Genomic DNA, 26,294 nt, shown 5'->3' on the forward strand with positions numbered 1-26,294 from the left:
TCGCATATTTATCAAAATTTGGGGGCTAGAAGTTCAATTTATCTCGAAGAATTTTTACTCCTCAGAGCTGATTGCATAAGTGCTAAAATATCATAACCTTCTAATTTTTTGCGTCCCTCAAGCTCGGTAAGCTCTATTAAAAAGGCAATGCCAGCTACCACACCGCCTAGCTGTTCGACAAGTTGAATCGTAGCGCGAATCGTTCCGCCTGTCGCCAATAAATCATCTGTAATTAACACGCGTTGTCCCGGTTTAATCGCATCTTTATGCATCGTCAATACATCTTTTCCATATTCTAATCCGTATTCCACACGAACTACTTCGCGCGGAAGCTTTCCTTCCTTGCGCACCGGAGCAAATCCTACACCAAGCGCATACGCAACAGGGCAGCCAATAATAAATCCTCGCGCTTCAGGTCCAACAACAATATCAATTTTCTTTTCGCGCGCGTACTCCACAATTTGATCTGTCGCATATTTATATACTTCGCCTTTATCCATCAATGTGGTAATATCTTTAAACATAATCCCAGGTTTAGGGAAATCTGGAACAATTGTAACATATTGTTTCAAGTCCATTACACATTTGCCTCCTCGTATGTTTGCGAACCTTTCATTTCGAAAAGACAACGCTTTAATTGTTCATATGTTGAATACAAAAATAGATTTTCAAGCTCAAACTGAGCTTGTTTAAAGCGATAAGTCGGCGATTCGCTTAAATCGCGTTTAGCCGGTTGAGGAACAAGCGATACAACTCCATCCTGTTGCGTAATAAATTCCAGCTCGAGAAATACTTTTGCCATAAACCGGACAGTTTCTTCTGTCCATCCACGCGCACGTGCTAACTCGCCACCATACTTAGCCAAGTTAAACACACCTTTTTTTCTCAAAAACGCATAAAACCATTTAAAATGATCACGCGTTGGCAACGTGCGAAAAAAATGAGTCTCCCTTTGATAGAATAACGCATAAATGCGCGCAGGTAAACTAGAACGTAACAACATTTTTATGATTTCCAAAGACGTTGGCATATCTAACAGCACAACGTACCGGTTATCTAAACAAAGCCGCGACGCTTCTTCCACTGAGGCCGTGTAGTAAATCTCTTCTTTATATGCTTCAAGTCCTAATGCATCTGCCGTACCTTCCCGAAACATAATCAACATCCGCTTATCTTTCGGAAGAGACGCAATCAGTGGCCGTACATCGCGCATACCGCGAATATCATACAATTGACATTCATGCACCGCAACATCGCAAATCATTAGCTGCGGTTTGCGAAGATTGTTCCACTCATTCACCATTAACTCGCCAACCACGGACACTTTCGCATCTGGAGCGATTTCATCGCACAAATAACCAAAGCCGAACCCGACGCTATCAATCGCAGCGCCATTTTGGGCGAAAACAGCCTTTAAATGCGACTGGTCAGCCCCGATGCGTCGGATCGTTTCCACTGATACATTTTCCATTAAAAAAAGAGGCTTTGCGTTATCTACACCAAACGGAGCAAACTTTTCCAGCTGTTCGGCTACCGAAAGCGTTAAATCAGATACGGAACAAACTGCATCAATCGGTGTAATTGGGGTAAAATCATCGGCTGTCAACATATCATCGGCAAGTGCGTTGAGACGCTGACGCAATTCATCAATATGATCAACCGATAATGTCATTCCCGCCGCCATTGGATGCCCGCCAAAATGTGGCAAAATATCGCGACATGTCGATAAGCTTGAAAACATATCAAACCCATGAATGCTTCGCGCCGAACCTTTTGCAATTCCTTTCTCGGAATCAATGCTCAAAACAATCGTCGGACGGTAAAATTGTTCAACCAATCGGGAAGCAACAATGCCAATGACCCCTGGATTCCATCCTTCTTTTGCGATCACAAGCACTTTATTTTCGGATGGCGGAAATTGTTCATTTACTATTTGTGCCGCTTCCTCCGCTATTTTCGCGACAAGCTGCTGCCGCTCCCGATTTAAATCATCCATTTCTTTCGCAAGTCTTTGTGCTTCCTCTTCTTTCTCCGTCATTAACAATCTGACAGCAGGGGTTGCTTCTCCCAACCGGCCAACTGCATTCATCCGCGGCGCAATAACAAACCCAACCGTCTGTTCGTTAATTTCTTTTGCTTCTATTCCACATTGTTTACACAATGCACGCAATCCAATACGTTTCGTATTTCGCAACTGTTCAAGCCCTTGTGCAACCAACAGACGATTTTCTCCGGTAAGGGAAACGAGATCAGCGATCGTTCCAATTGCTACGACATCTAAAAAATGACGCGGCACATCCCCAAGCAATGCGTGGGCAACTTTAAATGCTACTCCGACGCCTGCTAATTCACGAAACGGGTATGTACTGCCGGGCTTTTTCGGATGAATAATTTCATATGCTTCCGGCAACGCCGGTCCCACTTCATGATGATCTGTAATAATGACATCCATACCAAGCTCATTGGCAAGCGCCACTTCCTTCACTGCAGCAATGCCGTTATCGACCGTGATAATCAGAGAAAATCCTTGCTCCTTTGCCCAACGAAATGCATTCTCATTCGGACCGTATCCTTCGGTAAATCGATTGGGAATGTAAAAATCCACAATGGCGCCAGCTTCCTTCAGAGCACTAACCATTACCGTCGTGCTGCTTACGCCGTCAGCATCATAATCACCATATACCAAAATATGCTCTCCATGTTGTATCGCCCGTTGAATCCGCTCAATTGCCCGTTCCATCCCATCTAGCAAAAACGGATCATGAAACGGTTGTTTCAGCGGATATAAAAACGCGTTCGCCTCTTCTACCGTACGAACTCCACGATGAACAAGAAGCTTCGCAATCAACGGATCCATATGCGACTGTTCTACTAAATGCGTTACGATATTTTCGTCAGGACGTTTCACATCCCAACGTGTTTTTGCTATTAACATGTATCCCACCTCAACTCTTCCTATTATACAAAAAGGAAAAAAGGGTGAGCAATGAAGTTATTGGTTTTTTTGAATGATACGCGGGCTAACCATTTATTCGTCCAATCGATAATATAAGACATAAAACAAAAATGCCCCATAAAAACATGGGGCATTTTTTGCCTTCCGCTTTTCGTTATACTTGTGGTTCCAATTCTTTTTCTGAACGTTTTTTCGTCTTTCCTTTTTTCAATTGGTTGCCTTTCCAAACAATCCATAATTGCGCGGCGATGAATAAAGAAGAGTAAACCCCGCATATTAAACCAACGAAAAGGGCGATATTAAAGTTGAGAATCGCTTCACTGCCGAAGATCAAGAGAGCAACAACGGTAAAGATGACCGTTAACACCGTGTTAATGGAACGAGTAAGCGTTTGTTGCAATGCTCTGTTGACGATATGTTTTAAATCATCCACCGTTTTCACTTTGCGTTTTTTCAGTAAATCACGGATGCGGTCAAAAGTAACGATCGTATCGTTAATCGAATAACCGATAATCGTTAACACCGCAGCAATAAACGTTAAGTCAACTTCTAAACGAGTCAAGCTGAAAAAGGTGACGATGACAAACGCATCGTGAAGAAGCGCCACGATCGCGGCAAGCGCCATATATATTTCAAAACGAATCGTCACATAAATAATAATCCCAATGGACGAAATGAGCACAGCGATCAATGCGTTACGCGCCAATTCTTTTCCAATAACCGGAGATACCGTGCTGACGTTCGGCTCTGAACCATATTGCTGTTTAAAATGTGCTTTTAGCTCCGCAATTTCTTTTTTGCTTAACACGCCGATCAAACGAGCAACACCGATATTATTATGCTCGCCTGATAATACGATGTCCTCCGGTTTTAAGTCAAGCTTTTGAAACTCTTCTTTTAACTGCTGAACATTAATTGGTTTATCACTCATTACTTCTATGCGCGTGCCGCTCGTAAAATCGATGCCAAGATTAAGCTTCAGCGTTAATAAGGCAATAATCCCGATCACCGTTAGCAAACCAGAAAAAATGAAAAACTTTTTACTATGTTTTACGAAGTCCAAACGATCAAATTTTGTCGGTACTTCCGTATGATCCGTTGTTTCGGCGATATTTAAGATTTCCGATTTTTTTACACCGAAATAGCCTGGCTTATTGTTCAGCCAGCGGCTATGGACAAGCAGGCCAAGCAACAGGCGCGTGCCGTACACCGCGGTGATGAAGCTTGCTAAAATGCTGATGATCAGCATCGTTGCGAACCCTTTTACTGAGCTTGTCCCGTAAATAAAGAGAACAATACCGGCAATCATCGTCGTAATGTTCGCATCCACAATTGTCGCCAACGATCCTCTATTCCCAGAACGGAATGCCGACATAACCGACTTGCCTAGCTTAATTTCCTCTTTAATCCGCTCATACGTAATAATATTGGCATCAACCGCCATCCCGACACCTAAAACAAGGGCAGCAATTCCCGGCAATGTCAATACGCCGTTCATCCAATCAAAGATAAGCAAAATAAGGTAAATATAAACAGTTAATGTAATGACAGCGATAACCCCTGGCAAACGATAAAACAAAATCATAAAGAGGAAAATCGCGGCAACCCCTACAATGCCGGCAAAAATTGTTTTTTGCAGGGCATTTTGGCCAAACTGCGCCCCGACCGATGTCGAGTAAATTTCTTTTAACTCGACTGGAAGCGCGCCAGCATTAAGCAGGTCAGCTAATTGCTGTGCCTCCTTAACGGTGAAATTGCCTACGATGGAGACATCTGTTTGGGCAAATACTTGGTTTACCGCTGCCGCGGAAATAAATTTTGGATCTGCTTTTCCCGCTTCTTTCGCGTAGGAATCTTCTCCTTCTTTAAAGTCCAGCCAAATGACCAATAAGTTATTTGGCGGTCCCATTTTATATACTTTTTCTGTCACTTGTTTAAATTTATCCGCATCTTTTAATTTAATGGCAACACTCGGTTTCCCGTTTTCGTCAAAGGACAGCTTTGCTCCGCCTTGAACAAGATCGCTTCCATCCATTAACACGTTATCATGCACATCGCGGAACGTTAATTTTGCCTGCGTCGATAAAATCTCGCGCGCTTGATTTTGATCTTTTATCCCCGCAAGCTGCACGCGAATCCGATTTTTTCCTTCTATTTGAATGTTTGGCTCGCTCACACCGAGCACGTTAATCCGTTTGTTTAGCGCGCTCACCGTGCTTTTTAATGTTTCTTTGTCAATTTTATCGCCTTTTTTCGCTGGCTTTACTTCATACAGCACTTCAAAGCCGCCTTGCAAATCAAGACCTAATTTAATGTTATGTAAAATTCCTTGAATCGTCGGCCCCATCACTCCTGCAAAAAGCAAAAGCAACAGGAAAAACGCGACAATGCGACTGCGTTTTACCATAATAAAAAAGTCCTCCTTCAACTCGTCTTACCACTTACTTCTCATGATTGTCACTCATCTAGAAATTACTTGCTAGACTAATTTTCGAAAAAAAGAAAACTTCTCTTACACCGAAAAACAATGCTTGCGAGCGCTTGTTTTTTCTCAATAATCCAATTATGAAACAGTTAACGGAAACTGTCAATTTTCTACATCACTATAATAATTCGTTTAACACTGCTTCTAAATCATCATTTCCAGAACAGTGCTGTTCTTTATATGATTGCATCGTAATAAATGACATGTACTCGCCGATTTGTAACGATAAAATATCGTTGACAAGCTCAAATAACTTTCTTTCTTCTTTAAAATTTTTCCATTTCTTTTGAACTAGATAATCCCATATTTGATCCATCGTCACCTGTTTATAACCAAGCAGGCGAAATTCATCATACTTGCATTGTAATGCGGGCATCAGCTGTTCTCGCAGTTCTTTTTGTTTTTCCTTTTCCATTCTCTCGCCTTCTCCCTCTGAAAACTTGTCATGCTTGTTTATATGTATTGCATATAGTTAATTGTATAAAAGATCATGACATTTGAGAAGGTAGGGAGACGAGATGTCTAAATTTCTACAAGGAACGATGATTTTAATCGTTGCTGGTTTGATTACAAGGATTCTTGGATTTGTCAACCGCATTGTCGTCGCCCGCGTTATTGGCGAGGAAGGCGTTGGATTGTACATGATGGCGATGCCAACGCTTGTGTTAGCCATTACGATCACGCAAATGGGGCTCCCTGTCGCCATTTCGAAACTAGTTGCAGAAGCCGAAGCGGTTGGCGATCGACAAAAAGTGAAAAAAATTCTTGTTGTCTCTTTAACGATTACAAGTATACTTAGCGTTATCTTCTTCCCTACTATGATATTGCTTGCACCATTTTTATCACGAACATTATTTACTGACCCACGCACTTATTATCCGTTAATCGCTATTGCTCCTGTCGTCCCAATCATAGCGGTTTCTTCCGTGTTACGCGGTTATTTCCAAGGAAAACAGCAAATGAAGCCGTACGCATATTCACAGCTTTTAGAACAAATCGTTCGCATTAGTTTGATTGCCTATTGTACAAAAGCATTATTGCCGTATGGCATTGAATATGCTGCTGCAGGTGCGATGTTTTCATCTGTTATTGGTGAATTCATGTCATTATTATATTTGCTTTACATGTTTAAATTAAAAAAATCCATTAAGCTGCGAACAAAGTTTATTCAATATGTCAAGGCAGGAAAAGAAACGTTTGCAAGTTTAATGCGCATCGCTTTGCCAACGACAGGAAGCCGTTTAATTGGCTCTCTTTCTTGGTTTTTGGAGCCGATTGTCGTTGCAAACAGCTTGGCAATGGCCGGAGTCGCAACAACGCTAGCTACAAAACAATATGGTCAGCTGACTGGCTATGCTCTTCCATTATTAATGCTGCCGTCTTTTATTACGTATTCACTATCCACCTCTCTTGTTCCAGCAATCAGTGAAGCAATGGCACAAAAACAAACATTATTGGTTGAACATCGCATTCAGCAAGCAATGCGTCTTTCTCTCGTCACAGGCGGGCTCTCTGTCGTCGTCTTATATGTATTTGCAGAACCGCTCATGCAACTGATGTACGGTACAAGTGAAGCAACCATTTTTGTCAAAGTGATGGCACCATTTTTTCTATTTTATTACTTTCAAGGTCCGCTGCAGGCAGTATTGCAGGCCCTTGATTTAGCGAAAGCAGCGATGACAAATAGCTTAATTGGCGCAGCCGTAAAAATTGTCTGTATTTTCGCCTTAGCAACCCAACCGAGCTTAGGAATTATGGGAGCAGCATTGGCCGTTGCGATCAACACTGTGTTAGTCACATTGCTTCATTTTGCAACGATTATAAAAGTAGTATCTTATTCTATTTATCCACTCGAATATGTCAAGGCTTGTTTATCCATCACTATAGCAGGTGTTGCTGGGTACGTATCATTCCACTATTCTTTCATCGTGCTGCCACTGCCTATACGAACGTTGGCTTCTATTACCGTTACCGCCATCGTTTACTTGCTTCTGCTGATTATTTTTCAATTGGTCAAACGAGAAGAGCTTGCACATATTCCGGCAATTGGTGCTTTTTTTGCGAAAAAAAATCGCAAATAAACTTCTAAACATGTCCGAATAGGAATATATTTTGGTGAAACTTATTTATCAGGCGACAGGGGGGAATGAGATGACAAAATGGGGAACAGCTATTGTTTATGGGGTTGTAACTATTTTCTTATTGGCGGCTCTCATTAGCTTCTTTTTATCTCTCATACTAAAATGGACAAACGTGCAAGAACCTTCGTTAACATGGATTATTTTTGCCGGGTCGCTTCTTTCCATGTTCATTGGCGGGATTGTAGCTGGTGGAAAAGGAAAAGAAAGAGGCTGGCTCATTGGCGGGGGAACAAGTTTATTATTTACATTCATCGTATTAGTATTTCAATTTTTGGGATTGGAAAAAGCATTCACTATTGAACAATGGTTATATCATCTCATCTTTTTTGTCGCAGCGGCGCTTGGCGGCATTGTCGGTGTAAACCTAGCCGCATCACGCAATTAAACGATGACGGCTACCTTTACTTGGGAAAGGTAGCCGTCATCGTTTACTTATTCTCTTTTTCCGTCACCACTTCGCGCACCGCCGAGCGGTCATATGTAAGACGCGTGCCATCGCCTGCACGAATGACAACTTTATCTTCATCGACCGAATCGATGATCCCATGCAGTCCGCCAATGGTGATGATTTTATCCCCTTTTTTTAAATTAGCCTGCATTTGCTGAATCGCACGCTGCCGTTTTTGCTGCGGCCGAAGCAGCAAGAAATAAAAAATGACAAAAAACAAAATAATTGGAAGCAAATTAACAATCGCTGCTGACATTTATTTCCCCCCTTTCTAAAAATTTTTCGCATTTGGTTTATTAAAGCCATATCGCTCGAAAAATTCATCGCGAAAGTCCCCAAGACGATCTTCACGAATCGCTTGTCTCACTTGCTCCATTAATTTTATCAAAAAATAGACATTATGGTAAGAAGTTAAACGAATTCCAAATGTTTCATCACATTTGATGAGATGGCGAATATATGCGCGTGTATAATTGCGGCACGTATAGCAGTCACAATTAGGATCAAGCGGCGAAAAATCGCGGGCGTACTGTGCATTTTTAATGACGACACGCCCCTGGCTCGTCATTACTGTTCCATTGCGGCCAATACGTGTTGGAAGCACACAGTCAAACATGTCAATGCCGCGAATCGCCCCGTCGATAAGCGAATCCGGCGAACCGACTCCCATCAAGTAACGCGGTTTATTCGCCGGCAAAAGCGGGGTCGTAAACTCGAGCACACGATTCATTACTTCTTTCGGCTCACCAACAGATAAGCCGCCGACAGCATATCCCGGAAAATCTAACGACACTAAGTCTTGCGCGCTTTGTCTGCGAAGATCTTCGAATTCCCCGCCCTGCACAATCCCGAACAATCCTTGCTCATTCGGGCGCTTATGCGCTTTTAAACAGCGCTCCGCCCAACGGCTTGTTCGTTCCACGGACTGTTTCATATATTCATATGTTGCCGGATATGGGGGACATTCATCGAACGCCATCATAATGTCTGAACCAAGCGCATTTTGTATTTCGATCGCCTTTTCCGGAGATAAAAATAGCTTATCTCCGTTTAAATGATTTCGGAAGTATACGCCTTCTTCCTCAATTCTCCGAAATTCACTTAAACTAAACACTTGAAAACCGCCGGAATCGGTTAAAATGCCGCGGTCCCAATTCATAAATGAATGAAGGCCGCCGGCTTCTTTTACGATTTCATGTCCCGGCCGCAGCCATAGATGGTACGTATTGCTCAAAATAATGCCGGCACCCATTTCTTTTAATTCTTCCGGCGATAATGTTTTCACAGTTGCTAATGTCCCAACCGGCATAAACATCGGCGTTTCAAACGAACCGTGCGGCGTATGAAGAATTCCAAGACGCGCACCCGTTTGTTTACATGTTTTAATGAGCTCAAAACGAATCGGTGATGCCAATCCAACGATCCCCTTTCTTAAATAATCAACATTGCATCGCCAAAACTAAAGAATCGATACCGCTCTTTCACCGCCGCATTGTATGCCCGCAAAATATTTTCGCGGCCGGCAAGAGCGCTGACAAGCATAATAAGCGTTGATTTCGGCAAATGAAAGTTTGTCACTAATCCATCGATTGCCTTAAATTCATAGCCTGGATAAATGAAAATATCCGTCCAACCGCTTTCCGCCACAAATGCACCGTTATGTTTTGACGCAATCGTCTCTAACGTGCGTGTAGACGTTGTACCGACAGCAATAATGCGTCCTCCTTGCTGTCTCACCTCGTTTAACAATCGCGCCGTTTCTTCTGTCATTTGATAAAATTCGGCGTGCATATCATGTTCTTCAATGTTTTCGACGCTGACTGGACGGAATGTACCAAGTCCAACATGGAGAGTAATAAACGCAATATGCACCCCTTTGGCGCGTATATCATCAAGAAGCTGTTCCGTAAAGTGAAGGCCGGCTGTCGGCGCCGCCGCTGAACCCACTTCACGGGCATATACAGTCTGATAACGCTCCGGGTCATCCAATTTTTCTTTAATATACGGTGGAAGCGGCATTTCCCCAAGCTGTTCAAGCACTTCATAAAAGATGCCTTGATAAGAAAATTCCAAGATACGCCCCCCATGCTCAAGCGTATCGACACATGTCGCTTTCAGCCGTCCATCGCCGAAAGTAATTTCCGTGCCAACTTTTACTCGTTTTGCTGGTTTGACCAATGTTTCCCATCGGTCTCCTTCCAATTGTTTTAATAACAGCACCTCGATATTGGCGCCAGTATTTTCTTTTTCCCCATAAAGCCGCGCCGGCATCACACGTGTATCGTTCAAAACAAGACAATCTCCTTCATGCAAATACGATAAAATATTGCGAAAGGTTTCATGACGAATTTCGCCGGTTTTTTTATCGAGCACCATTAACCGTGATGCGTCACGGTTTAATAGCGGTGTTTGTGCAATTAACTCTTCTGGTAAGTCAAAGTCAAACAAATCTATTTTCAATTTTTCTCACCTTTCCTTATTGTTTAACGAAATCGTCCAAGCACATAAAAAATGAGCGATAAAACAATGCTTAACAAAATAGACGTAACAACCGGAAAATAAAAAGTCGTATTCCCTTTCCGAATAATAATATCTCCCGGAAGCCGCCCTAGTTTAATAAACTGCATGAGAAATCCGATAATAATGAGAACAACCCCAATCATCATAATAAGCTTAGGCAGGCTATTCATTGTTTTGGAACCTCCATTCCAAAATGTTCGTAAGCAATAGGGGTAACGATACGGCCGCGCGGTGTACGCTGTAAAAAACCAATTTGCAGCAAGTACGGCTCATATACATCTTCAATGGTCTGCGCCTCTTCGCCGATCGTTGCAGCAATCGTATCAATGCCAACTGGTCCACCGCCAAACTTTTCCATAATCGCTTTGATTAATTTATGATCGATATGATCAAGTCCTAGTCGATCGACTTGCAGCAGCTCCAGCGCCTCTTTCGCTAACAAAAATGTGATCGTTCCGTCTCCCCGCACCTGAGCAAAATCGCGAACGCGTCGCAAAAGACGATTCGCGATGCGCGGTGTGCCTCGCGAGCGCCGAGCGATTTCCAACGCGGCTTCTGCCTTAATGTCCACGTGCAAAATCTCTGCTGTTCGCATCACAATTTGCGTAAGATGTTCAGGTGTATAATACTCTAATCGGCTAATCACTCCAAAACGGTCACGAAGCGGAGCAGATAAAGCACCGGCTCTTGTCGTAGCACCGACAAGCGTAAACGGCGGCAAATCAATGCGAATGGATCGAGCAGTTTGTCCTTTGCCAATGATGATATCTAAACAATAATCTTCCATTGCCGGATATAACACTTCTTCAACCGAACGGTGCAGACGATGAATTTCATCAATGAACAACACATCGCCCGGCTCCAAAGAAGTTAAAATTGCCGCTAAGTCTCCTGGGCGCTCAATCGCCGGCCCGGAAGTCGTGCGAAGATGAACTCCCATTTCATTCGCAATAATCGCTGCTAACGTTGTCTTTCCTAACCCGGGAGGTCCGTACAACAGCACATGATCAAGCGTTTCTTCCCTCATTTTTGCCGCTTCAATAAACACTTTTAAATTATCTTTCACTTTATCTTGTCCAATATATTCATGCAAAAACTTCGGGCGGAGACTGTATTCGAGCGAAACGTCTTCGCGGTGGACATCACCGGAAACAAGGCGTTCTTCCACTTTTCTCCCCTCCCTATTTTAACAATTGCTGAAGCGCTCGTTTCACATATTGATCTGTCGATAAGTTTTCTTTCATTAACGACGGTACTACCTTTTGAATTTCCCGTTCAGCGTAGCCGAGCGCTTTTAACGCCTCGATCGCCTCCTCAAGAGCCGATAAATGCGGCCGTGCGGATTCCTCTTGCAAATGGAATAAATCCGGAAATGTTTTAGCAGTAACCGCTGTGAGCTTTCCTTTTAAATCGAGAATCATTTGTCGCGCTGTTTTTTTCCCGACCCCCGGAAACTTGCATAAAAACGTTTCGTTTTCTTGTTCGATCGCTTCGACAAGCTGCTCCGGCTGCCCCGCTGCTAAAATCGCTAGCCCGCCTTTTGGGCCAATTCCTGAAACTTGCAATAGTTTCGCAAACAACGTTCGTTCTTCACGGGTGCGAAATCCGTACAAAGCAAGCGTATCTTCACGCACGTATTGGTATGTATAAACCGTTACGATTGTATCACGGCTTTCTTGAAATGAAAACGGATTGGGTGTAAAGATTTGATACCCAATGCCGTTGTTGTCGATCACAATATATTCAGGGCAAACATAATCAACGTATCCGCGGACAAATTCAATCAACGCTGTACTCCACTCCTTTTCTTTCCTGCCTTTCATTGTACCATACCATTACATTATAACAAAAAGCGAATGTATATTCCTATTTAGAAAACAAAAAAGACTTACCCTAGCGATAAGTCTTTCTAACGTATTAAAGCAAAGTGGCGATATGTTTCGATAATATCTTTATACTGTGACTTGGAGACGACGCGAATTCCTTTTTTCAGCTGCTCATGATGACGGCTTTCGAGTTTTTTTACATCAATTTGAAAAAATGATTGAATAACCCGTGTAGAATGAGCAGGTTTGCCTTCAAAAATAGATAATGTTCCGTCTTCGGTGATTCCAAAATAACCGTTCGCCTTTAATAATGGGGAAATATCATTCACTGTTTTGCGAAATACTATCGTTTGATCATCCATATTCACAAGCTGCCAGTCTTTATATTTTTTCCATATATCTTTCATGGAAACAACGGTTTCTTCTTTTGTTTCTTGGCTCACTTCTCCGTCTAAATATTGCTGCTCTAAAATAATCGTCATTTTTACGGAAGATGGCGCAGCAAAAGCAGCCTGGATGAACAATACATAGGAAGCGATCATAATGAAGAAAGTGGCAAGAATTCGCATCTCCTTTTCCTCTCTTTCCAGGTAAATAAACAATATGCTTATTTCTATTTTCACCAATGTGAGAAGTTTTATCCTTTGCACCGATTCCGCATTTCTATATTTTCCGCCGTTATTATTGTGACAAACGCCAAAAAACAATGCCCTATGCAGCCAGCATAGGGCGCATTATTTCAATTATTACTCTTCCAACACCGATTCGTCCAAATTGTGGTACACCTCTTGGACGTCGTCGTCATCTTCAAGGGTATCGATCAGTTTTAGCATTTTCTTTAGATCATCGCCAGCAAGCGTGGTATATGTTTGTGGAATCATTGTAATTTCAGCGCTAGCAAACGTAAAGCCGTTTTTCTCTAATTGTTCTTTTACTTCTTCAAATGCTTCCGGTGTTGTATAAATTTCAAACGAATCTTCGGTTGTTTCCATTTCTTCCGCTCCTGCTTCAATCGCTTGAAGAAGCATGTCATCTTCATCGATGTCAAGTCCTTCGCGGGCAATGACAAGAAGTCCTTTTCGGTCAAACAAATAAGAAACGCAGCCGGTTTCCCCTAAATTGCCGCCATTTTTTGAAAAGGCTACTCGCACGTTCGAAGCGGTACGGTTTTTATTATCGGTTAAGCAAACGACCATCACGGCAACGCCGCCAGGTCCGTATCCTTCATAGCGAACTTCTTCGTAGTTCGTATGTTCTTGTGTTCCTGTCGCCTTTTTTATTGCACGTTCAATATTTTCGTTTGGCATGTTCGCAGCCTTTGCTTTTTCAATAACAAGGCGCAAGGCTGGATTGGATGCTGGATCGCCTCCGCCCGTTTTAGCCGCTACATAAATTTCTTTCGCCAATTTCATAAACAATTTGCCGCGCTTTGCATCTTGCGCATTTTTACGGCGTTGAATGTTCTTCCACTTCGAATGTCCAGCCATCGAAATTTCTCCTCTCATCGCAACGAAATTTCCGATATTACTATACCAAAAAAACAGGAAAATGTCATATAACAAAAATAGGCGGATTCTTCTCCTACACAGCCGATTTTCTTCGTTGAAGAAGAAGCCTTCTCGGCTATGTTTTACAAAAAAGTGGGAACACCTTTTTAGGTGTCCCCACTTTTTCACATTAACGTGTATTTGCAGGACGTTCGTTAATTTTTCCATCAATAAAAATCGTTTTTAAATCACGTTCGATTTCTTCCATTGGCCGGCCGCGGCGGATGTCGTTGTCGATCGTACGGACGCGGTTGTACATGCTAGGATTGGAAACGATGCGCACATGTTTGCCTTTCGTATACGGTGCAACCGCTTGGGCGACAAGACGCTTCACGTGATCTGCGTATTTGGAATTGGTCGAAATCGCAACAAGCACATGATCACGGTAAACAAGCGTCCGGGCATCGTTGACTCCTCTTACCGCAGCGGCGCGGCGGGAGATCGTTTCCGCCAATCGTCCGTCATACTTCCTATAGTAAGAAGGAGTTGTTTTACTTTCCATCGAATTTAAATGCCCATGGTAGTTGCGGTCCGCATCACTGAAATCAGCATCGAGCGGAAGCGCAGGCGTATCCGTATCAAAACGGGTAATTCCCGGAATACGTGCACGGTTATTGTCTGTATCGAAAAAATCGGCCGCTGGTCCGCGACGGCTTAATATATAGTTGTTATCATAGTTAGTCGCATTTGTTCCATAGCGTCCGTAACGGAAGTCATCATCAAAACGCTCCGTGGAATAGTACCCGATCGGACGCGTCGCATCATTGTAGCGTCTATCATTGTTGTCCGCGTAATTGGCGCATGCAGCCATCGCGCTCAAGACAGAAACAGCCCCGATGATTTTCATTGCGTTTTTCATGGAAAAACCCCCTTTTTTCCTTCGCTCGCACCAGGCCAAAAAACATATTCCGGCCTTATTATTAGCTTGGCGAAGGAAAGAGGGTTTTATCGCTGTCAGTTAACGGTAGAATTAGAATTTTGGCGGTGCAATCGCCAACTGGCGTTTATGTTGTGAACGCTTGTGCAAACGCTCAATAATTTGCCGGTCTTTTTCCGGAACTTCTTCTCCTTTTAAATATTTATCAATCATCTCGTAGGTTGTCCCCATTTCATTTTCATCTGTTTGCCCTTCCCATAATCCTGCGCTTGGCGCTTTTGTAATAATTTCGTTCGGAACGCCGAGAATGCGCGCCATCTCGCGCACTTCTCCTTTCGTAAAATGAACGAGCGGCACTAGATCGACTCCGCCGTCCCCATATTTGGTAAAGTACCCTGTATACCATTCCGCTGCATTATCAGTGCCGACTACCATATATCCGTAATTATTGGCAACCGCGTATAATGTTGTCATGCGAAGGCGCGCTCTTGTGTTCGCATCACCTAAACGCGCTGTTTCTTCATTCCATTCTCCTTTTTCTTTCAGTTGTTTTTCCACTTCTCCAAATAACAGGTTATGCGTTTCGGTTAAATCAATGATCAAGTGTTTAATGCCGCAGCTTTCCACCACTTTTAATGCATCTTCCATATCTTTCGGATTGCTTTTACATGGCATAATCAATCCGAGCGAGTTGTCCGGAAATGCACGTTTAATTAAGTGGGCGACAACTGCTGAGTCAATGCCGCCGCTAATTCCAACAATTGCCCCATTTAATCCGGCATCCGCTACTTGGTCGCGCAGCCATTGAATAAGTTTTTCAATTTTTTCCTTCATCTTTTTTCAGCTTCCTTTCACGAAAAAATTCCGTATATTCATTTTATCATATCGATAATTTCGCGGACAAACGTTTGAAACAACGGAATTTTTATTAACAGCCTGGCGATGGAATGATATGTTTGTAACAATTCCAGTCCATCGGCGATATCTTGTTGACGAGCGAATGATAATCTTTCTGCATCGGAAATATATGTTTGCATCACCCAAAAGGCGCCTTCAAAGAAAAATACACCATTTTGTCCCAAAGTGGTATATATGGCAGGAACATGAACAAACCCCGCCTTTCTTAGCGATTGCATAAATAGCGCTTGTCTCATCGCTTCGAAAAAGGTTCGATACCGTTTAATCACCCAATATCCTTCGCATGCTGTAACTACCCATACGTTATGTTTGACTGTTTTTATATTTTTCACACGTAAGCCGTATTCGTTTTGCAGAAGAAAAAAGAGACGACCTGCTACATCGTCTCTTTTTTGCTTATTGTTCACCAATAATCATTACTCTCCTCGTCATGCGGTTCTGTAAATAATTGTTCTTCCGTACGAGGAAACGCTGAAGTGGTTGGTGCTTGTGTGAATGGATATGCCGTCCCTGCCGCCGGATATGGATAAGGAGCAGGTGCAGCTGGCGGATAGTAGCCGTACGACGCCGGCGGCATGTATGGATAAAACGCTGGATGCCATCCATATCCTTGCATTACTGGTAAAATCGGTGCACATGGCATAATCGGATAAGAAGAAGCAGGTGAATATGAAGGAAATGGTGGCATATTTGCCGATGCCGGATTTACTGTTGGTGATGTATGCCCTGGCATTAGTGGCACTTCACCTGATTCACCGCTGCTTTCTTCAATACCAGGAAATGGATGAGAACCACTTTCCGCATCCCCATATGTTGATGGTTGTAGATATGTTGGATAGTTAACTGGCATGGTTGGCATAGGCGGAAAATAATATCCCGCACCTGGTAAAATAGGAGTTACCGGACCACACGGCTGTGGTGGCATTGGTGCAACAGGCGCTCCTCCCATCGCATATGGCTGCTGCATCATCGGAACGTATGGAGCTTTTGGAAGTTCTGGTGGTGTATCATCATCCGCTGCTAATTCTTTTTCTTCTACCGCCTCAGCAGGGCTTTCTAATTCTTGTTTCATGATTCCTGGTAAAATATTTTCTGGCTTTGGCGGAATCGGCGGAACATTAGAAATCGCATTAGAAAAGTTAATATTTACGTTTGGCGTTACTGGTGGAATCGTATGCGATAACGGTGGAATGTTGAACTGCTTTTCCTCAGAACCTAGTGCGGCATTATCTGATTTCGTCCCTTCGTTCACCGGCGCTTTTGGCGCTTCCTCGATCGGTGCTTTTGGCGTTTCCTTGATCGGTGCCTTTGGCGCTTCCTCGATCGGCGCTTTTGGCGCTTCCTTGATCGGTGCCTTTGGCGCTTCCTTGATCGGTGTCTTTGGCGCTTCCTTGATCGGCGCTTTCGGCGCTTCGTTCACCACTGCCTCGGGAGCCTTGTTTACCTTTTCTTCTTTTATAGGCTCCGAAAACTCCGCCTCAATGTTCACCGATGCAAACGGCTTTGTATGGGCATACGGGTGCTCTATATTTTCTTCTTTTTTCGGAGCCAGATTAATTTTTGTTTCTTTTTTCGGCGCTTCTTTTTTTACCGGAACTCCCGCAGTCGGTACTTTAATTTTCATTCCCGGCATAATCATATCTGGATTGCTCAAATGACCGTTCATTTTCTTTAGATGTTCAAAATCGACCCCATACTTTTGCGCGATTTTCCAAAGCGTATCGCCCTTTTGGACAATATGGATTTTCACTCCGTTCCCCTCCTAACCCGAAACTATTAACGTTGTATCTCAGCTTCCGCTTGTTGTCACCATCATCCTTCAACACAATTTATGATAAAAGCCGTTGTTTTATGATAAAAAAATCATCCTGCCCAGCGGAATATCACTGTCTGACAGGATGATTAGTTCACTTTTTCCTTTACGCCAGCGCCAGCATCCGCGCAAGCGCCTGCGCCGCATCTTTTGCAATTAGCGGAGGAACGGTAATTTGGTTAACAATTTCCCCTCTTTCAAGCGATTCAAGCGCCCATAGTAAATGCGGCAAGTCGATGCGGTTCATCGTGAGACATGGGCACATATACGGATTTAACGAAATGATTTCTTTATCAGGATGTTCGCGCATCAGGCGGTTCACCAAATTCATTTCCGTGCCAATCGCCCATTTGCTTCCGGAAGGAGCGTTTCGGATCGTTTCAATAATGTATTTCGTGGAACCAGCATAGTCGGCTTGCTGTACAACATCCCAGCTGCACTCCGGATGAACGATAATGTTCATATCCGGCTTTGTCCGACGAATATATTCAATATGACGGACAGTAAAGTTTTCGTGAACGGAACAATGTCCTTTCCAAAGAATCACTTTTACTTTCTTTATATCGCCTTTGTATTCTAAACGATCCGTATGCGGATCCCATACCGCCATCTCGTCTAACGAAATTCCAAGCTCATAGGCTGTATTTCTGCCTAAATGCTGATCTGGCAAAAAGAAAATTCTCTCTTTTTGCGTAAACGCCCATTCGACCATCTTTTTCGCGTTCGAGGAAGTAACGGTCGCGCCGCCGCGGCGTCCAACGAACGCTTTAATCGCCGCCGTCGAATTCACGTATGTTAACGGCAAAATCGTGTCACCAAACAGCTCTTGCAATATCGGCCACGCTCGCTCCACTTGTGTAATGTCCGCCATATCAGCCATCGAGCATCCGGCCCGCATATCCGGCAAAATGACTTTTTGATGGTCACCCGTTAAAATGTCTGCCGTTTCTGCCATAAAATGTACACCACAAAATACAATGTATTCCGCTTCACTATTTTGCGCCGCTACTTGCGCAAGCTGCAGCGAATCGCCTGTCGCATCGGCAAATTGAATCACTTCGTCTTTTTGATAATGATGTCCCGGGATAAACAATCTTTTTCCAAATCGCTCTTTTATTGCCCGAACACGTACTTCCATCTCTTCCATGCTCATCGTTTTATAACTTTCCGGCATATCGTCAAGCCGCTTCATTATTTCTAGCACGTTCATTATTTTCTCCCCCTATTCCATCCTTGCAAATGAAAACTAATATCTAGCGCTTTAGCAGAATGTGTCAACATACCGAGCGAAATATAATCTACGCCAGTTGTTCCGTACGCAGCGAGGTTTTCTAATGTAATCCCGCCAGACGCCTCGGTGACAATCGGCTTTGGCACTAGCGAGACAAACTCGCGCACTTCCTCTGGAGTACGATTATCAAACATAATGACATCAGCCCCCGCCTCCACTGCTTCTAACACTTGCTCTTTCGTTTCTGTTTCCACTTCGATTTTGACCATATGACCAAGCTTTGCGCGCACCGCCCGTACCGCTTTCGTAATCGAACCGCAAAAAGCGATATGATTATCTTTAATCATGACACCGTCGTACAAACCAAAACGATGATTATAGCCTCCTCCGCATACAACGGCGTACTTTTCTAACATCCGTAAGCCCGGCGTTGTTTTTCGCGTGTCACAAATGCGCGTATGACTGCTGTTTAGTATCATTACCGCTTGATGTGTTAACGTAGCGATGCCGCTCATTCGCTGCAGCAAATTTAATATAACGCGCTCCCCTGTCAATAGCGGAATAACCGGCCCAGATACAACGGCAATCGTCTCCTCTTTTTTTACTTGTTCGCCATCACGTTTATAAAGCGTTACATCGATGCCTGGATGCAATAGACGATATCCTATAGTAATAATATCTGTCCCCGCTAACACCCCATCTTCCTTCGCCGTAAACGTTCCTGTCGCCCATTCATTCTCTGGAAAAATCATTTCGCTCGTAATATCGTGTTCACCAATATCTTCAATGAAAAATTGCTGCAATAGCTGTTGCAATTTGAGTGTATTCATCGTGTCCCTCCGCTCTTCCAGCAAATTGTTATACCGTTACGGTCAGCTCTTTTTTTGTCCGCCGAATACGCCGTTGTCTCCATTGTTCTCTCTCAAACGGATAATCGGTGCGATAATGCCCGCCCCGGCTTTCTGTACGCTCTAGCGCCGATGTTGTTATAAGCCAGCCGGTTAACAGCATATGAATAACCGTAATTTCCTCGATGGAAAAATCATCAAGCGAACCATTCGCAAAGTCAGACAACGGAAATTGTTCAAACCACTGTTTTGCACGTTGCAGGCCTTGTTCATGACGAACGATGCCCGCATATATTGACATGATGGTTTGAATGGTTGGTATTTCTGGTAAATCGTTCACGCCCCTTTTGATACTGTGTATATTATTTGTTTTTTTACGTAATGGTGTCGGCGGCGCTGTTTCTCTTCGGATCGCCTCTGCAGCGCGCGCTCCGAACACAATTCCCTCCAGCAGCGAATTGCTCGCCAACCGATTTGCCCCGTGAACACCTGTACATGCCACCTCTCCGACGGCATATAACTCTTGTATGGAAGTCTGTCCGCAATCATTAACCAAAACGCCGCCCATCAAAAAATGAGCGCCTGGCACAATCGGAAGCCTGCCTGTTTCCATATCAATACCATGTTCCGCGCATAGATTTGCCATCGTCGGAAATCGTTCGCGGTAACTCGGAATCGCTGAAATATCTAAATAGACACGATGTCCCTTGCTCATTTCGTCATGAATAGCACGGGCTACAATATCGCGGGGAGCCAAGTCTTTTAGTGGATGGACATGTTCCATCATTCTCCGCCCGTCTTCTGTCACTAACACCGCACCTTCGCCACGTACTGCTTCTGAAATTAAGCCAACCGCTTTCCCATCGACAAACAACATCGTCGGATGGAATTGGATAAATTCGACGTCGGCAATAACCGCGCCGGCGCGATAAGCTAATGCAATCCCATCCCCTGTAACCGTTGAAGCATTCGAAGAAAAAGCATACATCCCCGCGCATCCTCCCGCTGCGAGCACGACAGCGCTTGCATAATAGCACGAAATCTCTCCTAATTGATTTTTCGTCTTAATTCCGACGCAGCGGCCATTTTCAACAAGCAGTTCGATGACATACTCGCCCTCCACGATCGTCACGCGTCCCATTAACTTTTCTAACAAAAACGAGACGATCGTTCTCCCTGTTTGGTCTCCTCCTGCATGCAAAATCCGCCGTTTACTATGCGCCCCTTCCTGTCCAAGATGTAGGATGCCATCCTGATTGACATCGAATGACAATCCTGCATTTATTAATTCGCGAATTCGTTTTGGCCCCTCACGAACGAGCAGTTCAACCGCCTTTTCGTCATTATGATGACAGCCAGCAGTCATCGTATCATCAAAATGACAACGCCAATCATCCTCCTGTGAAACGGACGCAGCGACACCACCTTGTGCCAGCCATGAATTGCTTTCTTCTTTTTTTGTTTTTGTGAAAATCGTCACATTTTTATGTTCATGCAAATAATAGGCAGTGGTTAACGCCGCAATGCCGCTTCCGATGATAATAACTCCATTTTCTGGCATAAAATTGCCTCCTAATTTCATACTGTCTTGACACCTATATTTACATATATTTAAACTAATGACAAGAGTTTTGTTAACATTTTGTGAACAAAAGGAATGATTTTGATGATTTATCTTGACTATGCCGCTACAACACCGATGAGCAAAGAAGCGCTAAATGCCTATGTAGAAGCAGCTGACGCTTACTTTGGAAATGCAAGCAGTTTACACGATATCGGAAGCAATGCCGAACGACTGTTAACTATTTGCCGAAAAGAACTTGCGACGCTTATTGGCGGCGAGGAACGGGGTATTTATTTTACAAGCGGGGGAACAGAATCCAATATTCTTGCTATTCGTTCGCTTATTAACGCACATCGCCACCGCGGAAATCATCTCATAACAACCGAGATTGAACATGCTTCTCTTTATCATCTATTCCAACAATTAGAAAAAGAAGGATTTGAGGTCACTTATTTACCGGTTAACCGCTTTGGACAAATTGATATCAGTGATTTACAACGGGCGATTACACCAAAAACGATTCTCGCCTCCATTCAACACGCTAATTCAGAAATCGGAACAATACAGCCAATTGCCGAAATTGGACGGCTGCTTCGGCGTCATGGGGTAATCTTTCATAGCGATTGTGTCCAAACTTTTGGTAAAATACGAATTGATGTGAAAAAGATGTTTATCGACAGCCTTTCGATTTCTGCCCATAAAATTTACGGACCAAAAGGGGTCGGTGCGGTATATATTGACCCACGCATCCATTGGCAGCCATGTTTTCCTAACGCCACCCATGAAGATGGATTTCGTCCAGGGACAGTCAATGTGCCTGGAATCGCTTCTTTTATCACCGCAGCACAGCACATTTGCGAAAATATAGATGCCGAACAAACTCGTTTCGAGCAGCTGCGCCGTTACTTGCTGGCGCTTATTCGTGAAAAAAGCTTGCCTGTCACGGCAGAGGGACATCCTGACGTTCACCTGCCAAATATTATCGGTCTTTCTGTTCATGGAATCGAAGGCCAATATGTCATGCTGGAATGTAACCGTGATAACATCGCCATTTCCACTGGAAGTGCGTGTCAAATTGGAAAACAAGCTCCTTCGCGGACGATGTTGGCAGTTGGAAAATCTGTAGAAGAAGCAAAACAGTTTATACGTGTTTCATTCGGGAAATGGACGACGGAAAAAGACATTGACCAACTTGTGTCTTCCCTTGAGCGAATCAGTCAGCAAAGAAAGGAGTTTGAATGAATTGAAAGAAGAGAAAAAAATTCTCGGGGAAAAGCGGCGCCAGCTCATTTTGCAGTGGCTAAAAGAAAGCAAAAGGCCGATCACCGGCGCCGAGCTCGCCGCAAAAACAAACGTCAGCCGCCAAGTAATCGTGCAAGATATTTCACTATTAAAAGCGCGCAATGAACCGATTATCGCCACGAGCCAAGGATATTTATACTTGCCGCCAAACATTCCAGCACAAACATATACGCGCACCATCGCGTGCTTTCATACGCCTGAACAAACAAAAGAAGAATTATATATTCTCGTTGACCACGGCGTCACTGTCAAAGATGTGAAAATCGAGCATCCCGTATATGGGGATTTAACCGCTTCCGTGATGGTCAGCAATCGGCTGGAAGTCGATCAATTCATTCAAAAAATTGAAGAAACGAAGGCATCGTATTTGCTGCAGCTGACAGATGGCACTCATCTTCATACGATTGAAGCGGATTCGACCGCCAAGCTCGACGCTGCCTGTCATGCTCTCCAAAAAGCCGGGTTTCTCATTGAGTCGTAGAGATTCGCCCCTTACAATAATTTCGAAACAACTGAAAGGAAGAATGGTATGGGTTACATTGAAGAACTGCGCGCCCTTATCGGCCATCGCCCCGTCATTTTAGTTGGCGCACTGGCGATCATCAAAAATGAAAAAAACGAAGTATTGCTGCAAAAGCGCAGACAACCTAAAGGATATTGGGGGCTTCCAGGCGGATTAATGGAGCTTGGGGAATCGGCTGAGGAAACAGTAAGACGGGAAGTATGGGAAGAAACAGGACTCACCATCGGAAGCTGCCGGCTCCTCGATGTCCTTTCCGGACCAGGCACGTACGTGAAAGTTCCTAATGGAGATGAATTTTATGCCGTTACAATCGTGTATGAAACGAATGAATTTTCCGGAGAAATCCGCGCAAATCCTGAGGAATCATTAGATGTGAGGTTTTTTCCAATTAACGAGCTTCCAGAACAAATGATCCAAAGCCATTGCTGCGTCATAGAGAAACATATAAAGCCATCCCCGCCGCTATAGGTTAGGGATGGCTTATTTTTTATCGCAACCTCCTCCGCTAAGCGAAAATATAGGGAGAGAGGTTTATATAATATAATACGGATAACTCCCTAATACTTGCACGGTGCAATCGAGCGCTTCAAGCTCAGCGATCGCACCTGGAATTAACACTTCATCCATCTTTTGGTCAATATCGATGATAAAAAAGTAGTTTCCTAATCCCGTTTTGGCAGGGCGGGATTCGATTTTCGTTAAGTTTAATTTGCGCCACGCAAACGCGGACAGCACTTGGTGAAGAGCACCGGGCTGATCTTTCGGAAGCATCACCATCAATGTCGTTTTATCCCCAGCATACAGCGGCGAATCGATTTTCAGCGGTTCGTTTTGCTTGCGGACGATAATAAAACGGGTATGATTATAATCATAATCGTGAATATTTTCTTGCACGATCGTAAGCCCATATTCTTCGGCCGCCAGCCGGTTGGCAATCGCCGCAATCGGAAGGTGCGGACGTTCGCTGACGAATTTCGCAGCTGCACTTGTCGATGTCATATATACGTGCTTTGCTTTTTTTAAATTAGCGTGCAAAAATTTGTGACATTGCGCAATCGCATGTGAGTGGGAATAAATTTCTTTCACTTCCGTCCAATGATGCGCATGGTATGGGTGGACCATTAAATGCTGTTGAATGGGTGCGATAATTTCCCCAACGATTGGAAGCAATTGTTCATGAATTAAATAATCGAGCGTTAAATTAACCGAGCCTTCTAACGCATTTTCAAGCGGTACTACCCCAGCATCAATCTCTTCATTGCTTACCGCATCAATGCATTCTGGAATGGTATGGTATGGAATTTTTTCTGCGCGAGGAAACATCGTTGTTACCGCTAAATCGGTAAATGTTGCTTTTGGCCCTAAATAACCAATTTTCATTTTATTGCCTCTCCCTTACTTTAATACGCTCCCGAGCCAACAATTTCAACTTTTTCGATAAATTCAAGCCGCCGCAACTTCGCAAGCAGCTCCTCAATATCTTCTTTCATCTCGTTTGTGCTAATAGATAGAGTAACATTTGCACGACCTTGAAGCGGAATCGTCTGATGAATCGTCAGCACGTTGCAGCCTGCTGCCGCAACAACGCTAAGCAGTTGGGAAAGGGTGCCGGAGCGGTCTTCTAAATGAAAAAATAATGTAACAATACTTTCTTTCACTACCGCTTGAAACGGAAATACCGCGTCACGATACTTATAAAATATGCTCCGGCTGACATCCACTAACCGCACTGCTTCCGCGACAGAATCAACTTTTTTTCGCTCTAGCAATTCTTTTGCTAAAAGCACTTTTCGCATCGCTTCTGGCAATACGTCTTCACGAACTAAGTAAAATTTTTTATCCATCGTGCCTCCCTCCCCTGCCCCTTTAAGCGTTAATCAACAAACTCAAATTCATAATCCAAAAGCCTTACAATGTCTCCATCTTTCGCACCGCGCTCACGCAACGCATCATCGACCCCCATTGCCCGCAACTGTCGGGCGAAACGGCGAACGGATTCCTCTCTTGAAAAATCAGTCATTTTAAATAACTTTTCGACTTTTTCTCCAGATAGAATAAACGCTCCATCACTGCCTCTTGTAATCGTAAATGGCGGCTCCTCTTTTTCATACTTGTAGACGACGCGCTGAACCGCTGGCTCTTCCACTTCGTGAAGCGGGAATTCCGGCGTCGTTTCTAAAAGGTCGGCGATTGCAAATAGCAGTTCGCGCACCCCTTGTTTAGTCACCGCGGAAATCGGAAAGATCGGCACATCGTCCCCGATTTTTTCTCTAAACTTTTGCAAGTTTTCTTCGGCATTCGGCATATCCATTTTATTGGCAGCGATAATTTGCGGGCGTTCCGTTAACCGCAAATTGTATTGTTTTAACTCCTCGTTGATCACTAGGTAATCTTCGTACGGATCCCGCCCTTCTGTCGCCGCCATATCAATGACATGGACGATGACGCGCGTCCGTTCGATATGGCGCAAAAATTGATGGCCTAATCCGACGCCTTGATGGGCGCCTTCAATCAGCCCAGGCAAATCGGCCATGACAAAGCTTCTGCCATCATCCGTTTCGACCACGCCTAAATTAGGAACGAGCGTAGTGAAATGATATTCGGCAATTTTTGGCTTCGCCGCAGAAACGACGGACAGAAGCGTTGATTTTCCAACACTCGGAAAACCGACTAAGCCGACATCAGCGAGCAGTTTTAATTCGAGAATGACATTGCGTTCTTCTCCCGGCTCCCCGTTTTCCGCGATTTCCGGTGCAGGGTTTGCCGGCGTGGCAAAACGTGTATTTCCTCGTCCGCCGCGTCCGCCTTTTGCGACGACAAATCGTTGACCGTTTTCCGTTAAATCCGCTAATACTTGATTGGTGTCCGCATCGATGACAACCGTCCCCGGCGGTACTTTGACGATCAAATCTTCACCGTTTTTTCCGTGCTGATTTTTCGACATGCCATTTTCGCCTCTTGGCGCCTTAAAATGACGCTGATAACGAAAATCCATGAGCGTCCTTAATCCTTCGTCAACGACGAAGACAACGTCTCCGCCTTTTCCGCCATCACCGCCGGCAGGTCCGCCTTTTGGAACATATTTTTCACGGCGAAACGCAACCATTCCGTTGCCGCCGTCACCGCCTTTTACGTAAATTTTCACTTGGTCGACAAACATCTTGTTTTCCTCCGATCTATTCTTGATGCCATGACTGTTTATTATTTTGCACAAAAACCAGAAATAATAGTGTCTTATATAGGAACACGATCGTTTCTGTTCATATAAAAATAAGTAGCTTTTATTATATCTATT

At 44.0% G+C, this 26,294-nt stretch carries 27 protein-coding genes; 5 read left to right on the plus strand and 22 right to left on the minus strand.

Going from position 1 to position 26,294, the window contains the following annotated elements:
* Positions 1-38: 38 nt before the first annotated feature.
* From DCC82_RS13630 to DCC82_RS13645, 4 genes are all read right to left on the minus strand, one after another.
* Positions 39-578: an adenine phosphoribosyltransferase gene (locus DCC82_RS13630; RefSeq protein WP_108430384.1), complete on the minus strand. Its 540-nt coding sequence runs from the start codon at positions 576-578 to the stop codon at positions 39-41.
* Complete coding sequence (recJ, locus tag DCC82_RS13635; protein WP_015864620.1) at positions 578-2,935, minus strand: single-stranded-DNA-specific exonuclease RecJ; 2,358 nt, start codon at positions 2,933-2,935, stop codon at positions 578-580. The genes DCC82_RS13630 and recJ overlap by 1 nt, the downstream gene beginning before the upstream one ends.
* Positions 2,936-3,110: 175 nt before the next feature.
* The gene (gene secDF, locus DCC82_RS13640; RefSeq protein ID WP_015864621.1) at positions 3,111-5,363 is read right to left on the minus strand and encodes a protein translocase subunit SecDF; all 2,253 of its coding nucleotides are present in this window, start codon (positions 5,361-5,363) and stop codon (positions 3,111-3,113) included.
* Between the two features lie 196 nt (positions 5,364-5,559).
* A complete protein-coding gene (locus DCC82_RS13645; RefSeq protein ID WP_108430385.1) occupies positions 5,560-5,856 on the minus strand; it encodes a post-transcriptional regulator in 297 nt (98 codons plus the stop codon).
* 103 nt (positions 5,857-5,959) lie between these two features.
* On the opposite strand from DCC82_RS13645, the gene spoVB reads away from it, so the two are divergent.
* Both spoVB and DCC82_RS13655 read left to right on the plus strand, forming a co-directional pair.
* Positions 5,960-7,522 carry a stage V sporulation protein B gene (gene spoVB / locus DCC82_RS13650; RefSeq protein WP_015864623.1) on the plus strand — a complete coding sequence of 521 codons (1,563 nt, stop codon included), beginning with the start codon at positions 5,960-5,962 and terminating at the stop codon, positions 7,520-7,522.
* 70 nt (positions 7,523-7,592) lie between these two features.
* Positions 7,593-7,967: a TIGR04086 family membrane protein gene (locus DCC82_RS13655; RefSeq protein WP_108430386.1), complete on the plus strand. Its 375-nt coding sequence runs from the start codon at positions 7,593-7,595 to the stop codon at positions 7,965-7,967.
* Positions 7,968-8,010: 43 nt separating this feature from the next.
* Here the strand turns inward: DCC82_RS13655 and yajC are convergent, their stop codons facing one another.
* The 15 genes from yajC to nadB form a co-directional block, all read right to left on the minus strand.
* The gene (yajC, locus tag DCC82_RS13660; RefSeq protein WP_108430387.1) at positions 8,011-8,286 is read right to left on the minus strand and encodes a preprotein translocase subunit YajC; all 276 of its coding nucleotides are present in this window, start codon (positions 8,284-8,286) and stop codon (positions 8,011-8,013) included.
* A gap of 15 nt (positions 8,287-8,301) precedes the next feature.
* Entirely contained in the window at positions 8,302-9,444 is a 1,143-nt protein-coding gene (gene tgt / locus DCC82_RS13665; protein WP_108430388.1) for a tRNA guanosine(34) transglycosylase Tgt, read from the minus strand.
* 17 nt (positions 9,445-9,461) lie between these two features.
* Entirely contained in the window at positions 9,462-10,490 is a 1,029-nt protein-coding gene (gene queA, locus DCC82_RS13670; RefSeq protein ID WP_097354787.1) for a tRNA preQ1(34) S-adenosylmethionine ribosyltransferase-isomerase QueA, read from the minus strand.
* A 23-nt stretch (positions 10,491-10,513) separates the two neighbouring features.
* The gene (locus tag DCC82_RS13675) at positions 10,514-10,720 is read right to left on the minus strand and encodes a DUF2905 domain-containing protein (protein ID WP_015864628.1); all 207 of its coding nucleotides are present in this window, start codon (positions 10,718-10,720) and stop codon (positions 10,514-10,516) included.
* Positions 10,717-11,718, minus strand: coding sequence for a Holliday junction branch migration DNA helicase RuvB (gene ruvB / locus DCC82_RS13680; RefSeq protein ID WP_097354788.1), 1,002 nt, complete (start codon positions 11,716-11,718; stop codon positions 10,717-10,719). Before ruvB ends, DCC82_RS13675 begins: the two co-directional genes overlap by 4 nt.
* 13 nt (positions 11,719-11,731) lie before the next feature.
* On the minus strand, positions 11,732-12,337 hold the full coding sequence (gene ruvA, locus DCC82_RS13685; protein WP_015864630.1) for a Holliday junction branch migration protein RuvA: 606 nt from the start codon (positions 12,335-12,337) through the stop codon (positions 11,732-11,734).
* A 122-nt stretch (positions 12,338-12,459) separates the two neighbouring features.
* Positions 12,460-12,945, minus strand: coding sequence for an intercompartmental signaling factor BofC (locus DCC82_RS13690; RefSeq protein ID WP_108430389.1), 486 nt, complete (start codon positions 12,943-12,945; stop codon positions 12,460-12,462).
* A gap of 177 nt (positions 12,946-13,122) precedes the next feature.
* A complete protein-coding gene (locus DCC82_RS13695; RefSeq protein WP_015864632.1) occupies positions 13,123-13,863 on the minus strand; it encodes a YebC/PmpR family DNA-binding transcriptional regulator in 741 nt (246 codons plus the stop codon).
* Positions 13,864-14,053: 190 nt separating this feature from the next.
* The gene (locus tag DCC82_RS13700) at positions 14,054-14,782 is read right to left on the minus strand and encodes a YhcN/YlaJ family sporulation lipoprotein (protein ID WP_108430390.1); all 729 of its coding nucleotides are present in this window, start codon (positions 14,780-14,782) and stop codon (positions 14,054-14,056) included.
* 111 nt (positions 14,783-14,893) lie between these two features.
* Positions 14,894-15,634 carry an NAD(+) synthase gene (nadE, locus tag DCC82_RS13705; RefSeq protein ID WP_062677157.1) on the minus strand — a complete coding sequence of 247 codons (741 nt, stop codon included), beginning with the start codon at positions 15,632-15,634 and terminating at the stop codon, positions 14,894-14,896.
* Between the two features lie 38 nt (positions 15,635-15,672).
* Entirely contained in the window at positions 15,673-16,128 is a 456-nt protein-coding gene (locus DCC82_RS13710; protein ID WP_187252119.1) for a hypothetical protein, read from the minus strand.
* Positions 16,122-17,468, minus strand: coding sequence for a SafA/ExsA family spore coat assembly protein (gene safA / locus DCC82_RS18600; protein ID WP_108430391.1), 1,347 nt, complete (start codon positions 17,466-17,468; stop codon positions 16,122-16,124). The genes DCC82_RS13710 and safA overlap by 7 nt, the downstream gene beginning before the upstream one ends.
* 169 nt (positions 17,469-17,637) lie before the next feature.
* On the minus strand, positions 17,638-18,741 hold the full coding sequence (gene nadA / locus DCC82_RS13720; protein ID WP_097354792.1) for a quinolinate synthase NadA: 1,104 nt from the start codon (positions 18,739-18,741) through the stop codon (positions 17,638-17,640).
* Complete coding sequence (nadC, locus tag DCC82_RS13725; RefSeq protein WP_015864638.1) at positions 18,741-19,592, minus strand: carboxylating nicotinate-nucleotide diphosphorylase; 852 nt, start codon at positions 19,590-19,592, stop codon at positions 18,741-18,743. Before nadC ends, nadA begins: the two co-directional genes overlap by 1 nt.
* A 28-nt stretch (positions 19,593-19,620) precedes the next feature.
* Complete coding sequence (gene nadB / locus DCC82_RS13730; RefSeq protein WP_108430392.1) at positions 19,621-21,171, minus strand: L-aspartate oxidase; 1,551 nt, start codon at positions 21,169-21,171, stop codon at positions 19,621-19,623.
* 105 nt (positions 21,172-21,276) lie between these two features.
* Here nadB and DCC82_RS13735 point away from each other — a divergent pair, with 105 nt between their 5' ends.
* Genes DCC82_RS13735 through DCC82_RS13745 form a run of 3 tightly spaced genes read left to right on the plus strand, consistent with a single transcriptional unit; the run spans position 21,277 to position 23,467 of the window.
* Positions 21,277-22,416: an IscS subfamily cysteine desulfurase gene (locus DCC82_RS13735; protein ID WP_015864640.1), complete on the plus strand. Its 1,140-nt coding sequence runs from the start codon at positions 21,277-21,279 to the stop codon at positions 22,414-22,416.
* Between the two features lies 1 nt (position 22,417).
* Positions 22,418-22,957 carry a transcription repressor NadR gene (locus tag DCC82_RS13740; protein WP_015864641.1) on the plus strand — a complete coding sequence of 180 codons (540 nt, stop codon included), beginning with the start codon at positions 22,418-22,420 and terminating at the stop codon, positions 22,955-22,957.
* A gap of 48 nt (positions 22,958-23,005) precedes the next feature.
* Positions 23,006-23,467, plus strand: coding sequence for an NUDIX hydrolase (locus DCC82_RS13745; protein ID WP_108430393.1), 462 nt, complete (start codon positions 23,006-23,008; stop codon positions 23,465-23,467).
* A gap of 63 nt (positions 23,468-23,530) precedes the next feature.
* Here DCC82_RS13745 and pheA read toward each other — a convergent pair whose 3' ends face one another.
* From pheA to obgE, 3 genes are read right to left on the minus strand one after another with little or no spacing between them, the layout of a single operon-like run.
* A complete protein-coding gene (gene pheA / locus DCC82_RS13750; protein ID WP_015864643.1) occupies positions 23,531-24,379 on the minus strand; it encodes a prephenate dehydratase in 849 nt (282 codons plus the stop codon).
* A gap of 20 nt (positions 24,380-24,399) precedes the next feature.
* Entirely contained in the window at positions 24,400-24,843 is a 444-nt protein-coding gene (locus DCC82_RS13755) for an ACT domain-containing protein (protein ID WP_015864644.1), read from the minus strand.
* Between the two features lie 29 nt (positions 24,844-24,872).
* On the minus strand, positions 24,873-26,159 hold the full coding sequence (obgE, locus tag DCC82_RS13760) for a GTPase ObgE (RefSeq protein ID WP_015864645.1): 1,287 nt from the start codon (positions 26,157-26,159) through the stop codon (positions 24,873-24,875).
* Positions 26,160-26,294 lie beyond the last annotated feature (135 nt).

It is taken from the genome of Geobacillus sp. LYN3, from assembly GCF_003064505.1.
Classification (GTDB): Bacteria; Bacillota; Bacilli; order Bacillales; family Anoxybacillaceae; genus Parageobacillus_B; species Parageobacillus_B toebii.

Bases quoted from the DNA above. Each gene is read 5' to 3' on its own strand.
- nadA (WP_097354792.1), bottom strand. From the start codon at position 18,741: ATGAACGTGCTAGAAATAATGAAGCGGCTTGACGATATGCCGGAAAGT.
- spoVB (WP_015864623.1), top strand. From the start codon at position 5,960: ATGTCTAAATTTCTACAAGGAACGATGATTTTAATCGTTGCTGGTTTG.
- DCC82_RS13655 (WP_108430386.1), top strand. From the start codon at position 7,593: ATGACAAAATGGGGAACAGCTATTGTTTATGGGGTTGTAACTATTTTC.
- DCC82_RS13645 (WP_108430385.1), bottom strand. From the start codon at position 5,856: ATGGAAAAGGAAAAACAAAAAGAACTGCGAGAACAGCTGATGCCCGCA.
- nadE (WP_062677157.1), bottom strand. From the start codon at position 15,634: ATGAAGGAAAAAATTGAAAAACTTATTCAATGGCTGCGCGACCAAGTA.
- pheA (WP_015864643.1), bottom strand. From the start codon at position 24,379: ATGAAAATTGGTTATTTAGGGCCAAAAGCAACATTTACCGATTTAGCG.
- obgE (WP_015864645.1), bottom strand. From the start codon at position 26,159: ATGTTTGTCGACCAAGTGAAAATTTACGTAAAAGGCGGTGACGGCGGC.
- DCC82_RS13755 (WP_015864644.1), bottom strand. From the start codon at position 24,843: ATGGATAAAAAATTTTACTTAGTTCGTGAAGACGTATTGCCAGAAGCG.
- secDF (WP_015864621.1), bottom strand. From the start codon at position 5,363: ATGGTAAAACGCAGTCGCATTGTCGCGTTTTTCCTGTTGCTTTTGCTT.
- DCC82_RS13675 (WP_015864628.1), bottom strand. From the start codon at position 10,720: ATGAATAGCCTGCCTAAGCTTATTATGATGATTGGGGTTGTTCTCATT.
- DCC82_RS13690 (WP_108430389.1), bottom strand. From the start codon at position 12,945: ATGCGAATTCTTGCCACTTTCTTCATTATGATCGCTTCCTATGTATTG.
- DCC82_RS13630 (WP_108430384.1), bottom strand. From the start codon at position 578: ATGGACTTGAAACAATATGTTACAATTGTTCCAGATTTCCCTAAACCT.
- DCC82_RS13695 (WP_015864632.1), bottom strand. From the start codon at position 13,863: ATGGCTGGACATTCGAAGTGGAAGAACATTCAACGCCGTAAAAATGCG.
- yajC (WP_108430387.1), bottom strand. From the start codon at position 8,286: ATGTCAGCAGCGATTGTTAATTTGCTTCCAATTATTTTGTTTTTTGTC.
- DCC82_RS13735 (WP_015864640.1), top strand. From the start codon at position 21,277: ATGATTTATCTTGACTATGCCGCTACAACACCGATGAGCAAAGAAGCG.
- nadB (WP_108430392.1), bottom strand. From the start codon at position 21,171: ATGCCAGAAAATGGAGTTATTATCATCGGAAGCGGCATTGCGGCGTTA.
- DCC82_RS13745 (WP_108430393.1), top strand. From the start codon at position 23,006: ATGGGTTACATTGAAGAACTGCGCGCCCTTATCGGCCATCGCCCCGTC.
- nadC (WP_015864638.1), bottom strand. From the start codon at position 19,592: ATGAATACACTCAAATTGCAACAGCTATTGCAGCAATTTTTCATTGAA.
- DCC82_RS13700 (WP_108430390.1), bottom strand. From the start codon at position 14,782: ATGAAAAACGCAATGAAAATCATCGGGGCTGTTTCTGTCTTGAGCGCG.
- recJ (WP_015864620.1), bottom strand. From the start codon at position 2,935: ATGTTAATAGCAAAAACACGTTGGGATGTGAAACGTCCTGACGAAAAT.